The organism is Methylobacillus glycogenes JCM 2850, from assembly GCF_000617925.1.
In the GTDB taxonomy this organism is placed as follows: Bacteria; Pseudomonadota; Gammaproteobacteria; order Burkholderiales; family Methylophilaceae; genus Methylobacillus; species Methylobacillus glycogenes.
In genome coordinates this window covers 267,394-280,710 of record NZ_BAMT01000002.1, presented here as the reverse complement: position 1 = coordinate 280,710, position 13,317 = coordinate 267,394, and the positions used below count along the sequence as shown (strand labels likewise).

11 protein-coding genes, 1 other RNA gene and 2 pseudogenes are annotated in these 13,317 nt (G+C 55.9%); 4 read left to right on the top strand and 10 right to left on the bottom strand.

All coding sequences use genetic code 11. The annotated features are described in order from the left end of the window. Positions 1-8: 8 nt before the first annotated feature. The 7 genes from mraY to mraZ are packed head-to-tail and all read right to left on the bottom strand — an operon-like array spanning position 9 to position 7,306. Positions 9-1,094 carry a phospho-N-acetylmuramoyl-pentapeptide-transferase gene (gene mraY / locus JCM2850_RS05185; RefSeq protein WP_025870261.1) on the bottom strand — a complete coding sequence of 362 codons (1,086 nt, stop codon included), beginning with the start codon at positions 1,092-1,094 and terminating at the stop codon, positions 9-11. After that, on the bottom strand, positions 1,084-2,451 hold the full coding sequence (locus JCM2850_RS05180) for a UDP-N-acetylmuramoyl-tripeptide--D-alanyl-D-alanine ligase (protein WP_025870260.1): 1,368 nt from the start codon (positions 2,449-2,451) through the stop codon (positions 1,084-1,086). The genes mraY and JCM2850_RS05180 overlap by 11 nt, the downstream gene beginning before the upstream one ends. Beyond that, positions 2,448-3,884: a UDP-N-acetylmuramoyl-L-alanyl-D-glutamate--2,6-diaminopimelate ligase gene (locus JCM2850_RS05175; protein ID WP_051525284.1), complete on the bottom strand. Its 1,437-nt coding sequence runs from the start codon at positions 3,882-3,884 to the stop codon at positions 2,448-2,450. The genes JCM2850_RS05180 and JCM2850_RS05175 overlap by 4 nt, the downstream gene beginning before the upstream one ends. Beyond that, positions 3,881-5,641 carry a peptidoglycan D,D-transpeptidase FtsI family protein gene (locus tag JCM2850_RS05170; protein ID WP_025870255.1) on the bottom strand — a complete coding sequence of 587 codons (1,761 nt, stop codon included), beginning with the start codon at positions 5,639-5,641 and terminating at the stop codon, positions 3,881-3,883. The genes JCM2850_RS05175 and JCM2850_RS05170 overlap by 4 nt, the downstream gene beginning before the upstream one ends. Continuing rightward, positions 5,638-5,898, bottom strand: a complete 261-nt coding sequence (gene ftsL / locus JCM2850_RS05165) for a cell division protein FtsL (protein ID WP_025870253.1) — start codon at positions 5,896-5,898, stop codon at positions 5,638-5,640. Before ftsL ends, JCM2850_RS05170 begins: the two co-directional genes overlap by 4 nt. Beyond that, complete coding sequence (gene rsmH / locus JCM2850_RS05160; protein WP_025870251.1) at positions 5,898-6,863, bottom strand: 16S rRNA (cytosine(1402)-N(4))-methyltransferase RsmH; 966 nt, start codon at positions 6,861-6,863, stop codon at positions 5,898-5,900. Before rsmH ends, ftsL begins: the two co-directional genes overlap by 1 nt. Continuing rightward, positions 6,860-7,306: a division/cell wall cluster transcriptional repressor MraZ gene (gene mraZ / locus JCM2850_RS05155; protein WP_025870250.1), complete on the bottom strand. Its 447-nt coding sequence runs from the start codon at positions 7,304-7,306 to the stop codon at positions 6,860-6,862. Before mraZ ends, rsmH begins: the two co-directional genes overlap by 4 nt. A gap of 53 nt (positions 7,307-7,359) precedes the next feature. On the opposite strand from mraZ, the gene JCM2850_RS21385 reads away from it, so the two are divergent. Beyond that, positions 7,360-7,611, top strand: a complete 252-nt coding sequence (locus tag JCM2850_RS21385) for a hypothetical protein (RefSeq protein WP_148301199.1) — start codon at positions 7,360-7,362, stop codon at positions 7,609-7,611. A 357-nt stretch (positions 7,612-7,968) separates the two neighbouring features. On the opposite strand, the gene rnpB is transcribed toward JCM2850_RS21385, so the two are convergent. After that, an RNA gene (gene rnpB, locus JCM2850_RS20385) (RNase P RNA component class A) lies at positions 7,969-8,275 on the bottom strand. 185 nt (positions 8,276-8,460) lie between these two features. On the opposite strand from rnpB, the gene JCM2850_RS05150 reads away from it, so the two are divergent. After that, positions 8,461-9,222: a PEP-CTERM sorting domain-containing protein gene (locus tag JCM2850_RS05150; RefSeq protein ID WP_081774961.1), complete on the top strand. Its 762-nt coding sequence runs from the start codon at positions 8,461-8,463 to the stop codon at positions 9,220-9,222. 73 nt (positions 9,223-9,295) lie between these two features. On the opposite strand, the gene pyrC is transcribed toward JCM2850_RS05150, so the two are convergent. Both pyrC and rsmI read right to left on the bottom strand, forming a co-directional pair. Beyond that, a complete protein-coding gene (gene pyrC / locus JCM2850_RS05145) occupies positions 9,296-10,336 on the bottom strand; it encodes a dihydroorotase (RefSeq protein WP_025870247.1) in 1,041 nt (346 codons plus the stop codon). Between the two features lie 63 nt (positions 10,337-10,399). Beyond that, positions 10,400-11,248 (bottom strand): 16S rRNA (cytidine(1402)-2'-O)-methyltransferase, encoded by an 849-nt coding sequence (gene rsmI, locus JCM2850_RS05140; RefSeq protein WP_025870245.1) that lies wholly within the window; start codon positions 11,246-11,248, stop codon positions 10,400-10,402. On the opposite strand from rsmI, the pseudogene JCM2850_RS20895 reads away from it, so the two are divergent. Together JCM2850_RS20895 and JCM2850_RS17250 are read left to right on the top strand one after the other, a co-directional pair. Further along, positions 11,240-12,889: pseudogene (locus tag JCM2850_RS20895) on the top strand (penicillin-binding protein activator); the annotation flags it as partial. The gene rsmI and the pseudogene JCM2850_RS20895 sit on opposite strands and share 9 nt — an antisense overlap. An 18-nt stretch (positions 12,890-12,907) precedes the next feature. After that, positions 12,908-13,272: pseudogene (locus JCM2850_RS17250) on the top strand (YraN family protein). The last annotated feature ends 45 nt before the right edge of the window (positions 13,273-13,317 follow it).

Sequence of the window (13,317 nt, the reverse complement as noted above, 5' to 3'; positions counted from 1 at the left end):
GTTGTCTCTTATCTCAGTTTCAATGTGGAGAGGCCCACCAGCACCAGCATCATGGTGATGATCCAGAACCTGACCACAACTTGTGTTTCTTTCCAGCCCTTGAGTTCGTAGTGATGGTGCAGCGGCGCCATACGGAAGATACGTTTGCCAGTGAGCTTGAAGGAGCCGACTTGCAGCATCACGGAAATGGTTTCCATCACAAACACACCCCCCATAATGAAGAGCACGATTTCCTGACGCACGATCACGGCCACGGTACCCAGTGCGGCACCCAGAGCCAGTGCCCCTACATCGCCCATAAATACTTCAGCCGGGTAAGCGTTGAACCAGAGGAAGCCCAGCCCAGCGCCCCCTATGGCGGCACAGAACACGGTCAACTCACCCGCGCCCGGCACATAGGGCACGCCCAGATATTTGGAGAAATACAGATGGCCTGCGACATAGGCAAACACCGCCAGGGCACTCGCCACCATGACTGTCGGCATAATGGCCAGACCATCCAGGCCATCGGTCAGATTGACGGCATTGCTGGTGCCTACAATCACAAAATAGGTCAGCACGATAAAACTCACAGCCCCCAGCGGGAACGCTACTGTCTTGAAGAAAGGCAGGATTAGCGTGGTTTCTGCTGGCACGGTGGCGGTGAAAAACAGGTATACAGCCACGCTGATGCCTATCAGCGACTGCCAGAAATACTTGGCCTTGGCCGACAAACCCTTGGGGTTGCGGTAAACCACCTTGCGCCAGTCATCCACCCAGCCTATGACGCCAAAGCCCAGCGTGGTCAGCAAGACTACCCAAACAAAGCGGTTGGTAAGATCAGCCCAGAGCAATGTAGAAACCGCAATCGCCACCAGAATCAGCGAGCCGCCCATGGTGGGCGTACCCGCCTTCACCAGATGTGTCTGTGGGCCATCATCACGCACGGATTGGCCGACCTTGTATTCGGTCAGCTTGCGGATCAGCGAAGGGCCGATCAGGAAGGAGATGGCCAGCGATGTCAGCACCGCCAACACCGCACGTAGCGTCAGGTAATTGAAAACGTTGAAACCGCGAATGTCCTGGGCCAGCCAGCGAGCGAGTTCAAGTAGCATGTTGTTTCTCCTTTTCTTGCTGCAGCAGGGCTACAACGCTTTCCATACGCATAAAACGTGAGCCTTTGACCAACACGGTAACGCCGGGCTGCAACTGCGGTAGCAAGGCTGCCGCCAATTGCTCGGCACTTTCTGCGTGCTGCGCACCCGCGCCAAAGGCAGCCACGGTGTGCTGACTCAATTTACCCAGTGCATACAAACCATCTATGCCTGCGGACTTTGCATAAGCCCCCAGTTCCGCATGCAGGCTTTGTTCGTCTGCACCCAGCTCGCCCATGTCCCCTACCACCAGCAGGCGCTTGCCGGGCTGGCTGGCCAGCACATCAACAGCGGCGCGCATGGAGGCGGGGTTGGCGTTATAGGTGTCATCTATCAGGCCAGCGCCTGCGTGGCCAGGCTTGCGCTGCAAGCGGCCTTGCACGCCTGAGAATGTGGCTAGCCCTTGCACGATATCGCTCAGCGTCACACCCATGGATAAGGCTACGGCGGTGGCAGCGAGTGCATTGCTGACATTGTGCAAACCCGCTACTGGCAGTTGCAGGCTGGCTGCACCAGCCGGGGTATTCAATTCAACCTGGCTGCCGTCGGCGGCCAGGGTGTAGCGCGCGCTGACTTCGGCCTCGTTTTCCAGACCGAAGCGCACGATGCGATGCTGGGCCGCGAGGGATAACCAAAGCGACGCATGGGCATCATCGGCATTGATAATGGCGACACCCGTATTGACCAAACCTTCAAAAATCTCACCCTTGGCTTGGGCTACTCCGGCCACGGAGCCCAGGCCGCCAAGGTGGGCGGAAGTGGCGTTGTTGACCAGGGCCACATCTGGGCGGCCTATGTGTGTGAGGTAGCTGATTTCGCCAAAGTGGTTCATGCCCATTTCGACCACGGCATACTGGTGCTCGGCACGCAGACGCAGCAGCGTCAGCGGCAGGCCTATGTCGTTATTGAGGTTGCCCCGTGTAGCCAACACCGCCTGCTCATCGCCAGCCGCCACCGCCAATATGCTGGCGAGCATTTCCTTGACTGTGGTTTTGCCATTGCTACCTGTGACCGCAGCCACAGGAATAGTGAACTGGCTGCGCCAGTAAGCGGCAAGTTGGCCCAGCGCCAGCCTGGTATCACTGACCAGCACAGCAGGGCTGGCCTGGCAGGCAGCATCCGAGATCAGCACGGCGCTGGCGCCTTGCTGCAATACCTGGGCGGCATAATCGTGCCCATCAAACTTGTCACCACGCAGCGCAACAAATAGCTGCCCGGCTTCAAGCTTGCGGCTGTCGGTGCCTACGCTGCTCACCAGCACGTCTTCACCTATTAGTTGGCCATTGGTGGCGCGGGCGATGTCAGATAAGCGCATCATGCTGCGTGCTCCAAGGCCAGAGTGGCCACTGCCAGATCGCTGAACGCATGGCGTACACCCGCAATCTCTTGATAATCTTCATGGCCTTTGCCAGCGATCAGCACCACATCGCCAGCCTGGGCATTCTGTACTGCGGTTTGAATTGCCACGGCTCTATCCAGCTCAATTTGGCTAGGGCGCTGCAAGCCTGCGCTAATCTCTGCCACTATGCTGGCGGGCTCTTCACTACGTGGGTTATCCGAAGTCACCACCACCTTATCTGCCAGGCGTGAAGCCACCTCACCCATTAGCGGGCGCTTACCTTTATCTCTATCGCCACCGCAACCGAATACACATACCAAGCGACCGTTAGTTTGTTCACGCAGCGTCAGCAAGACTTTTTCCAGTGCATCGGGGGTATGGGCGTAATCAATCACCACCAGCGGCTGTGTGCCACCGCCGATCTGCTGCATGCGACCGGGTGCAGCGCGCAAGCCGGACAAGGCTTTGACAGCATCTGCCAACGCCACGCCAGACACCAGCAACACGCTAAGCACGGCCAGCAAATTGCTGGCATTGAAGCGGCCCAACAGCGCGGCACGCACTTCCGCCTCGCCTTGCGGGGTGCTGACTTGCATTTTCAGTCCCTGCTCATCAAAACTCAGGCTGGTGCCGTAAACATCACCGCCAGATAAACCGTAACTCAGCACAGCCTTGCCTTCAGCCCGCAATTCATTCGCCAGCACACGGCCATACGCATCATCGTGGTTAATGATGGCGTGAGCCAGACCGGGGAAGCTGAACAGGCGACGCTTGGCAGCCGCGTAGTGCGCCATATCACCGTGATAATCCAGATGATCGCGCGTGAGATTGGTCAGCACCGCCACATCAAAGGCAATGCCATCCACCCTATGTTGATCCAGGCCATGCGATGAGACTTCCATGGCGGCAACCTCCGCATGCTGCGCCACATAGTCGGCCAGCATGGCTTGCAACAATATGGGGTCTGGCGTGGTATTCACAGCAGGGCTGAGAGACTCGGCAAAACCATTGCCCAAGGTGCCTATCACCACACTGCGCTTACCCAGCGCGGTATAAGCCTGCACCAGCCAGTGGCTGCATGAGGTTTTTCCATTGGTGCCAGTCACGCCTATCATCCACAGCTTGTGCGAAGGCTGGCCGTAATAGCTGCCAGCGATGGCGCTGGCTTGTTCGCGCAGTTTGGCAACGGGCTGATTATCCAACTGCCAGTTGGCGTTCCAGGTAAAACCTTCGCTCTCCCAAACCACGGCACTGGCGCCTTTGTCTATGGCCTGGGTAATGTATTGGCGGCCATCGGCATGCTCACCGGGATAAGCCAGGAACACATTGCCTGCGAGCACTTTGCGGCTATCTGCGGTGATGCCTGTGTAATGCTGCTGCGTCAGTTTCAAGGTGGTTATGGTTATGCTCATACCACCTCCTTGATTTCCGGCAGTTCATCCACGGGGATCACGACATTGTTATTAGGTGCGTCCTGCGGAATCGCCAGCATGCGCAATGCACCCGCCATGACTTTGCTAAACACCGGAGCCGCCACAGTACCGCCGTAGTATTTGCCCGCACTGGGGTCATCTATCATCACGGCGATGATGAACTTGGGATTGGAGACGGGCGCAAATCCGACGAAGGAAGATACGTAGTGATTGGCTTGATAGCCACCGACACCAGGCTTGTGCGCAGTGCCAGTCTTGCCAGCCACGCGATAGCCCAGCACCTGCGCACGCGGTGCGGTGCCGCCAGGCTGGATCACGGTTTCCATCATGTCCTTGAGGTGGTTGGCGGTGGCGGGCTTGTAGACCTGATGTCCCACTGGGGCTTCCTTGAGCTTGAGCAGTGAGACTGGCAGCAAGGCACCGTCATTGGTAAAGACGGTATAAGCGCGCGCCAATTGCAGCAATGTCAGGCTGATGCCGTGACCATAGGACATAGTGGCCTGTTCAATAGGCCGCCAGGACTTGTAATTACGCAGCTTGCCTGAGGCTTCACCGGGGAAGCCTATGCGCGTGATGCTGCCAAAGCCAACCTGATTGAACACACTCCACAGATATTGCGGCTCCAGGCTCAAGGCCATTTTGGCTGAGCCTACGTTGGAGGATTTCTGGATCACCTGAGCAACCGTCAACAAGCCCTGTGGGTGCGCATCACGTATGGTGGCCGTGCCTATGCGCATGGCACCGGGCGAAGTTTCAATCAGGGTTTCCGGCTTGTAGCGGCCGCTATCCAGCGCTGCCGCTGCGGTAAATGGCTTGAGGGTGGAGCCTGGCTCAAAGATATCAACAATGGCGCGATTACGTGAACGTCCAGCCATGTTGACGGGGTTATTCGGGTTGTAAGTTGGCATATTGGCCATGGCCAGCACTTCGCCAGTCTTGGCATCCAGCACCACAACCGAACCTGCCTTGGCCTTATGTTCTTCAACCGCGGCAGCAAGCTCACGATACGCCAGATATTGAATCTTGCGATCTATGGACAGAGTGAGGTCGTGCCCATCCTGTGGCACTTTGACGGCTTCCAAATCCTCGACAATATGGCCCTGCCTATCCTTGATGACGCGCCTGCTACCCGCCTTGCCGGACAGCCAGGATTGGGAATGCAGTTCAAAGCCTTCCTGGCCATTGTCATCAATGCCAGTAAAGCCTACAAGGTGGGCAGTTACTTCGCCTGCAGGATAGTAACGGCGATATTCGCGCTGCATAAATACACCGGGGATACCAATGCGCATGACCTGTGCTGCCAATTCAGGCGGCAGTCTGCGCTTGATATAGACGAATTCGCGCTGGGTATTGAGTAGCTTGCTCTTGACCACCTCAGGCTTGAGCTTGAGCACTGTCGCCAGCTTGGCTAATTGTTCTGGACCCGCCTTGACATCAGGAGGGCTGGCCCAGATGGATTCAACCGGGGTACTAATGGCCAGCGGCTCGCCGTAGCGGTCGGTGATCTTGCCTCTATGCGCAGGCAAGGTCATCACACGGCTGTAGCGTGCATCGCCTTTTTGCTGCAAAAAGGCCTTGTGCACGCTCTGCAGGTAGACACCACGCCCCAGCAGCACGACAAAACCACCCAGCACCATGGCCAGCAGAATACGTCTGCGCCAGGTAGGGATCTTGACCACTACCTTATGCTTGGAGCCTATGCCTGCCCCCATGCCTACACGTGCGGAGCGCATCATGGTGACACCACCTGTATGCGCGCACCGTCCGGCACCTGCATGTTAAGGCGCTTCTCGGCAATTTGTTCTATGCGGGAATGCATGGCCCAGGTGCTTTGCTCAAGCTGCAACTGCCCCCATTCAATCTCGTATTGCTTGGCCGCGTCTTCTTGCTGCTGCAACTCAATATAGAGTTTGCGCGCTTTGTGCTGGGCCGTAATCACGCCCAGCGCTGCCAGAATCAGCAAAACAAAGAGAATAAGATTGAGCTTGGTCATCACGCGACCGCAGTCCTTTCCGCCACCCGCAGCACCGCACTGCGTGAGCGTGGATTACGCTTCACTTCAGCCGCTGAGGGGCGAATCGCACGGCCAACGGCCAGCATGCGTGGCTGCGGCAAATCCTTGGCACGCACCGGGAAATTGGCAGGCAGATCATCCCTGTCCTGCTCGGCACGCACAAAGCGTTTTACTTGCCTGTCTTCCAGAGAGTGGAAGCTGATCACCGCCAGACGCCCTTGCGGCGCAAGCGCTGCCAGGCATTGCGGTAAAACTAGCGACAACTCCTCAAGCTCCTGATTGATGAAAATCCGTAGAGCTTGAAAGGTGCGCGTCGCCGGGTCTTGCCCAGGCTCGATTTTGGGGACCGCGCTTGCCACGATCTTGGCAAGTTGTCCGGTAGTGGTGATGCCCACCCCTCCTGTGCGCTGCGCAATAATCGCCCTTGCAATCTGTTTAGCAAACCGTTCTTCACCATATTCTTTTATTACCCCCGTAAGTTCTTGTTCTGTCGCAGCTGCAATAAAATCGGCCGCGGTCTGGCCACGGCTCTGATCCATACGCATATCGAGCGGACCATTGAAACGGAAACTAAAGCCACGCTCGCCTTCATCTATTTGTGGCGATGAAATACCCAAATCCAGCAGCACGCCATGGACTTGATGAATCTGCAAATCGGCCAATACCTGACCCAATGCAGCAAAGTGATGATGCACGATGGAAAAACGGGCATCCTGAATGGCAGAAGCCGCGGATACCGCGGCCAGGTCTCTATCCAGTGCTATCAGGCGCCCATTGGGCCCTAGCTGCTGTAGAATCCGCCGACTGTGGCCACCTCGACCAAAGGTGCCATCGATATAGATTCCGTCTGGCTTTATGTTCAAGGCCTCTACCGCCTCGTCCAGCAGCACGGTGACATGCTGGAATTCTGTGGCAGCAGGTGGCTGGCTCAGGCCTGCACTCATAGTGAGAAGCCCTCAAGCTCGGCGGGCAAGCTCATGGCATCGGCATCCATCACCTGTTGCAACTGCGCGCGCCAGGCATCCATGCTCCAAAGCTCGAAGTGGCTGCCTTGACCGACCAGCATGACTTGCTTTTCCAGTTGGGCAAACTCGCGCAGCACAGGTGAGACCAGCAGACGACCAGCGCTATCAAGCTCTATGTCTTCGGCAAAACCCACCAGCAGGCGCTGCAAGGCACTGGATTGTTTATCAAAACTGGAAAGACCCATCATCTTGGCCTGGATAGGCTCCCAAGCGGGCTGTGGGTACAGCAACAGACAGCGATGAGGATGGGCGGTCAGGACGAGGTTACCCTCACTTTGCGCGTGCAGGGCGTCACGGTGCTTGGCTGGCACAGCCAGCCTACCTTTGGCATCCATATTCAAAGATGTCGCACCGCGAAACATGAGGCCCCTTTATCGGACAACGACTGCGCACAAGGTGTGCAGGTATTACATAGATGAAACAAGTGCTGCTTGATTTATTACTGGATCAGCCGCCAGTGGACCAACTGCCAGATCCGATTTTGAGTGGAGGGAGAATCACCAGCCTGCAGGAGATGAGCGATCAACTTTCTGACTGGCGATGTCTCGAGAAATTTTACAAAACTCCCACAAAACTCCACTTTTCTCCACTGGCACCCACTATAGATAAAAAAAAAGCGCCATGCAAGCGCTTTTTGAGGTTTTTCCTTTACGGGACAATCACTTAGCGGATTTTGCTAGAAAATCTTTATCCTTAAAAAATAAAGAGATATCAAATGTAGTGAAAGTAACTTGTGAGAAGACGTCGCAAACACGCCTATGGCTTGTCATACTGAAGCTCAACCATGGACAAACTTGTTCTATAGCCGTCTTTATTCAGCATTGAAGTCATACATCACCCACTCAGGTCTTGAAGTGAAGCGCAACGGCAAAAAATTGGCACCCAAAACTACTGTGTCAGACAGACGTTTTAAATTCCGTCAGCCATCAATCCGTAAATCAGACAAGCGCACCTTGCCGCAGGGCAAAAACATCATGCGGCCGGGTCATTGCAGATATCGTGGGATTTGTTTTGAGTGTAAAAATGAAGAAGCTGGCCGATAAGCCGGGTTTTGTCTCCCCGCAAGCGGGGCGGCAGTCATTCATCTAGGCCCAGCGTTACCACTGGGCTCAAGCAACCTACCCGGTAGCAGCGCGAGCCACGCCATTGCTACCCTATTTGGTCTTGCTCCGGATGGAGGTTACCGCGTTTCACGTCCGCCTTACGGCATACTCGTCTCTGTGGCCCTATTCCTCGCCTCACGGCGTACGGCTGTTAGCCGTCATCCTGCTCTGCGGAGCCCGGACTTTCCTCCCCCCACCAAGGTGGGCGGCGACTGCCTGGCCAGCTTCCCGCGCAGTTTAACACAGGGAATCTGGAACCAAGGCAGCAGCGGCGCAGGCCACAGCAAACCCAGCTCCGCAACACCTTTCAAACCCTCAGCATTAGTCCTAATGGACTAATGTCCAAAATGCAGTTTTGGATATATTGTTAAACGGCTTTTAGGATATATTTTTTATCAATTGGGGAGTTAACAATGAAGAACATGCTTTACATGTCGCTGCTAGCCTTGGCCGCGATTTATCCGGCCAGCAGCCAGGCAGCTATCAAGGGCACCGTCAGCTTTGTCGAACAACATGCTACCGTGTCTGCCACAGACAGCATCACCGTCAACCTCAGGCTGACACTGGATGCAGATTCAGATGCGCTGGTGTTTGATCAATCCCAACCACAGGCATGGTTGAATTTTGCCAATGAAGCTGCCACACAAAATGGCAATTTCCCAGAGGGCGAGCTAGCTCAAGTGGTCAGCCTCAATATCAATACCTGGTTTCTATGCTCAGGCAGCTTCACCAGCGGATGTAGTGACGGCCCCCCTTACAACTTCACCTTCAGCAATAAGCTGACAGACGGCAGAGGCTTCTTTGACGTAGACACCTTGTCTCTCGGCGCTGGTGAAAGCCTGGATTATGAATTTGGTGTGTTCACTCCCAGCGCTGGCCCGGTAGCTGCTGGCACTTATGTGTTTTACAACACTGGATTCACCGTGAACTTCAAAGGCTACCTGCTCACAGACTACGATGACCAAGGCAACCTCAAGCTGGACGATGAAGGTAACCCTATAGAGCCTAGGTGGTTTGACTACGATATAGGCAGCACCTGCAGCTCCCAGGAACTCTCCTGCGCCTTCACCCGCACTGTGGTCGCCGTGCCTGAGCCAGAAAGTTATGCTTTGCTGGGTTTAGGTCTGGGCCTTATAGGCTGGCAGCGTCGCAGAATGCTGATAGCACGCGTTTAAGTCTGACTTATCAGCAATAAAAGAGCCCGCATCAGCGGGCTCTTTTATGATGTGTATCACTACTTATGAATACTCAGTCCAGCAAGCGCCAGGCAATCTGGCCACCAGCGCGTAGCGGCACCAAAACATCGCCATCGGCAAACGGCAGGCTCTCGGGCACATCCCAGCTTTGCTTCTCTAGCGTGATTTGCTCTTGATTGCGCGGTAGACGGTAGAAATCTGGGCCATGATGACTGGCAAAGCCTTCCAGCTTATCCAAAGCACCAGCTTCATCAAAAGCCTCAGCGTACAGCTCTATACCGGCATGCGCGGTATACATGCCCGCACAACCACAGCTTGCCTCCTTGGCCGACTTGGCATGCGGGGCGCTATCGGTCCCCAGGAAAAACTTGGCACTGCCTGAAGTCGCCGCTGCCACCAGCGCCAGCCTGTGTTCTTCACGCTTGAGTACAGGCAGGCAGTAGTGATGCGGGCGTATGCCACCACTGAACATGGCATTGCGGTTCATGAGTAAATGATGCGCGGTGACGGTGGCTGCTACATGATCAGGTGCCGCAGCCACAAACTCTGCCGCTTCACGCGTGGTGATGTGCTCGAACACCACACGCAAGCCCTGGAAGCGTTGCAGCAGCGGCACCATATTGCGCTCTATAAACACTTTCTCGCGATCAAACACATCAATATGTGCATCTGTCACTTCAGCATGCACCAGCAAAGGAATACCGTGCTTTTCCATGGCTTCCAGCGCGGCAACACAGTGACCCAGATTGGTGACGCCGGAATCGGAGTTGGTAGTGGCCCCTGCCGGATAGAGCTTAACCCCATGCACCACCCCACTTTGCTTGGCGGCTTCAATATCCGCAGCCGTGGTCTTGTCTGTCAGATATAAAGTCATCAAGGGCTCAAACTTCTGCTCTTGAGGTAATGCCTGCAGAATGCGCTCACGGTAAGCCTGCGCCAATGCCGTGGTGGTGACTGGCGGGCGCAAATTGGGCATGACAATGGCGCGTGCGAAGCGCTGGGCACTATCGGGCAGCACAGCTGCCAGAGCTGCGCCATCGCGCAGATGCAGATGCCAATCGTCTGGTTTGGTAATGGTGATTTTGGTGCTCATTGCATGTCTGCCTATTCAATGACTGAAAGTACTTAATAAAAACTTGTGCTGGCGTATTGAAACTTAATCCGTGTTTTTCAGGGTCAGCGCCAATTCATAGAGTGCGTTTTTCTTGGCGTCGGTAATATCGGCTGCCAGCTTGACCGCCTGCTTCAAGGGCAAAGCCTCTAGCAGTAAGCGCAGCACACGCTCAGCCTCGGCGCTCACGGCCTGCTCCTCAACCGGAGGGGCTGCCTCCACCAGCAAGACAAATTCGCCACGCTGCTGATTGCTATCCGCCTCTAGCCAGGCCACCGCCTCGCCTAGCGTTAATTGGTGAATAGTCTCAAAGGTCTTGGTTAACTCGCGGGCGATGGTGAGCTTGCGGTCATGGCCGAGTATGGCCGCCATATCGGTGACGCTATCCACCACTCTATGCGGTGCTTCATAAAACACCAGGGTGCTTTCCAGGCTAGCCAGCGCCTGCAGCGTAGAGCGGCGCTGCCCACCGCTGGCAGGCAAAAAGCCATGAAAATAAAAACCAGAGGCAGCAATACCCGCCACTGACATGGCCGCAATCACCGCAGCGGGGCCGGGCACTGGCACCACCTTAATGCCAGCAGCACGCACTGCTGCTACCACCACAGCACCCGGGTCACTAATGCCCGGCGTACCAGCATCGCTCACCAGCGCTACCGATTCGCCAGCTTGCAGTCTTTGCAGCAATTGTTCTGCCGCCTTGCGTTCATTGTGCTCGTGCACAGGCAACAGCTTTTTCTGGATAGCAAAATGCGCCAGCAAACCTGATGTATGTCGGGTATCTTCCGCAGCAATCACATCTACGTGCTTCAATACCTCCAATGCCCGTAGTGTAATGTCCTGCAGGTTTCCAATTGGCGTGGCTACCACATATAATGAGCCGCTATGATTCAAGCCATGTCCCAATCCGTGATTCAACGTGCGCTAGTCCTTCTAACTCTGGTGTGGCTGTTGGCCCCTGCTGCCGCCCATGCCGCCACAGGCCAGGACGCTGCGCAGAACCAACAGCAGCAATTCCGCAATGGTCTGCATTGCCTGCAAAGCGGCGATACCGATTGTGCCAATCTGGCACTCAACAAGATTCCCAGCCAGTCTGTCTACGCCAAGATACTGTCCGGCCAGATTGCCGCCAGCACTGGCGATGTAGACAGCGCATTCCGCCTGTTGCTGCCACTGAAATCCAACAGCAGTCTGGATGACGAAACAGCCGCAAGTTTACACGCAAGCCTGGCGCTCGCCTACGACAAGCAGGGCGACCCCCTGCGTGCCTTGGAGGAACGCACTACCGTGGACAGGCTGTTGGCGCAAGGCAGCACCAGCGCGCAGCAACGCGAGCAATTGCACGCCAGCCTTTGGCAAAGCCTTAGTGCGCAGGATAGAGCCACGCTGGTGACCATGCGTGGTGAAAGCCGCGATACCGATATTCAAGGCTGGATAGACTTAGCCTTGGCCAAGCTGGATCAAGACCGCAATGCGCTCAAGCAATGGCCCAGCTACTACCCTGGCCACCCAGCGGCGGCAGGTTTTAGTGCTGCACTGCTGGCAGAGCTACCCGACACTGCACCAGCAGCTAGCGAAGCCAACACGGTGACAACGGCAGAGACGCAACAATCAGGCAGTCTGGCATTGATACTGCCATTATCGGTGCAAGCCTATTACCCGGCTGCTGATGCGATTGCCCAGGGCATAGCGGCAGCGCAAGCCCAGGCCAAAGATACCCGTGAGTTGCGCCTGTATGCTACTGACGGCAGCGCGGAGAATATCGCGGCCGTGTATCAACGTGCCGTAGAAGATGGCGTAGAGGCCGTGATCGGGCCATTAACACGTGATGAAATCAGCGTACTTGTCCAACAACAAGCTGCCTTACCTGTACCCACCCTGACCCTGAACGTCGTACAAGCCGGCACGACAGACGCAAAACTCTTGCAGTTTGGCTTGCCACTAGATGCCGAGGTCGATCAAATCGTCAGCACTGCGCAGCGCCTGGGGATGCAGACCGCCAATATTATAGGCAGCGGCAGCCCGCTGGCCGGACGTTTGGCCCAGGCTTTCCGCGCTGCCTGGGAAGCAGGTGGTGGCCGTATCAATCTTGAATTGCAGCTTACCGAAGCAGCGTTACCGCCAGATGTACAAGCGCGCATTGAAGCCAGGCCTGCCGATATGGTATTCCTGGCTGCCAATAGCGACGAAGCGCGCAGCATACGCCCGGCACTAAGCAAGGCCACACCGACTTTTGCAACTTCTCACGCTTTCTCCGGCATTTTGCAGGACCCCAGTGATGACAGCCTCAATGCCGTACGCTTTTTCGACCTGCCTTGGTTACTCAAACCCGAGCGCGAAGATTTTGCCAGCCTCAAGCCTGCGGCGTCTGACCTGCCGCCAGGTGAGATGCAACGCTGGTTTGCGCTGGGGGTAGACGCCTATCGCTTGCTGGGTCTGTGGCAATCAAGCAAAAGCGGACATGAAGTCACTTTATCTGGCCTAACTGGCAAGATACAGGTCACGACACAAGGCGAGGTAGAACGTGCACTGGCCAGCGCGCATTTCAGCCTGATGGCGTTGTACTGGAAGCGATGCTTGAAGGCTGAGGGTGACCTGGCCGAGCAAATTGCCACCGAGTATTTGCTGGCGCAGGGCCTGCACTTGATTGCCCGCAATTATCATTGCCGCTTTGGCGAGATAGACCTGATCATGCGCGATGAGAAAACCCTGGTGCTTGTTGAGGTCAGGCTACGTAGCATGGAGCATTTGGCGGTGCCGCTTACAGCATCACCAGCGCCAAGCAACAAAAGCTGATCTTGACCGCCCAGCATTTTTTGCAGCAATACGGCAACTACCCATGCAGGTTTGACGCCCTGCTGCTGGATCAACTATCCCAGACCGATATGCACTGGCTCAAGGATGCCTTCAGTGCATAAGCGCACATGCATACCCTGTTTCGAACATCCAAGCACTAGATATAC

Excerpts from the sequence above, each read along its gene's own strand:
- mraZ (WP_025870250.1), bottom strand. The coding sequence starts at position 7,306 with ATGTTTCGCGGTGCGACATCTTTGAATATGGATGCCAAAGGTAGGCTG.
- rsmH (WP_025870251.1), bottom strand. The coding sequence starts at position 6,863 with ATGAGTGCAGGCCTGAGCCAGCCACCTGCTGCCACAGAATTCCAGCAT.
- JCM2850_RS05150 (WP_081774961.1), top strand. The coding sequence starts at position 8,461 with ATGAAGAACATGCTTTACATGTCGCTGCTAGCCTTGGCCGCGATTTAT.
- JCM2850_RS05175 (WP_051525284.1), bottom strand. The coding sequence starts at position 3,884 with ATGAGCATAACCATAACCACCTTGAAACTGACGCAGCAGCATTACACA.
- ftsL (WP_025870253.1), bottom strand. The coding sequence starts at position 5,898 with ATGACCAAGCTCAATCTTATTCTCTTTGTTTTGCTGATTCTGGCAGCG.
- mraY (WP_025870261.1), bottom strand. The coding sequence starts at position 1,094 with ATGCTACTTGAACTCGCTCGCTGGCTGGCCCAGGACATTCGCGGTTTC.
- JCM2850_RS05170 (WP_025870255.1), bottom strand. The coding sequence starts at position 5,641 with ATGATGCGCTCCGCACGTGTAGGCATGGGGGCAGGCATAGGCTCCAAG.
- JCM2850_RS21385 (WP_148301199.1), top strand. The coding sequence starts at position 7,360 with ATGAAACAAGTGCTGCTTGATTTATTACTGGATCAGCCGCCAGTGGAC.
- pyrC (WP_025870247.1), bottom strand. The coding sequence starts at position 10,336 with ATGAGCACCAAAATCACCATTACCAAACCAGACGATTGGCATCTGCAT.
- JCM2850_RS05180 (WP_025870260.1), bottom strand. The coding sequence starts at position 2,451 with ATGATGCGCTTATCTGACATCGCCCGCGCCACCAATGGCCAACTAATA.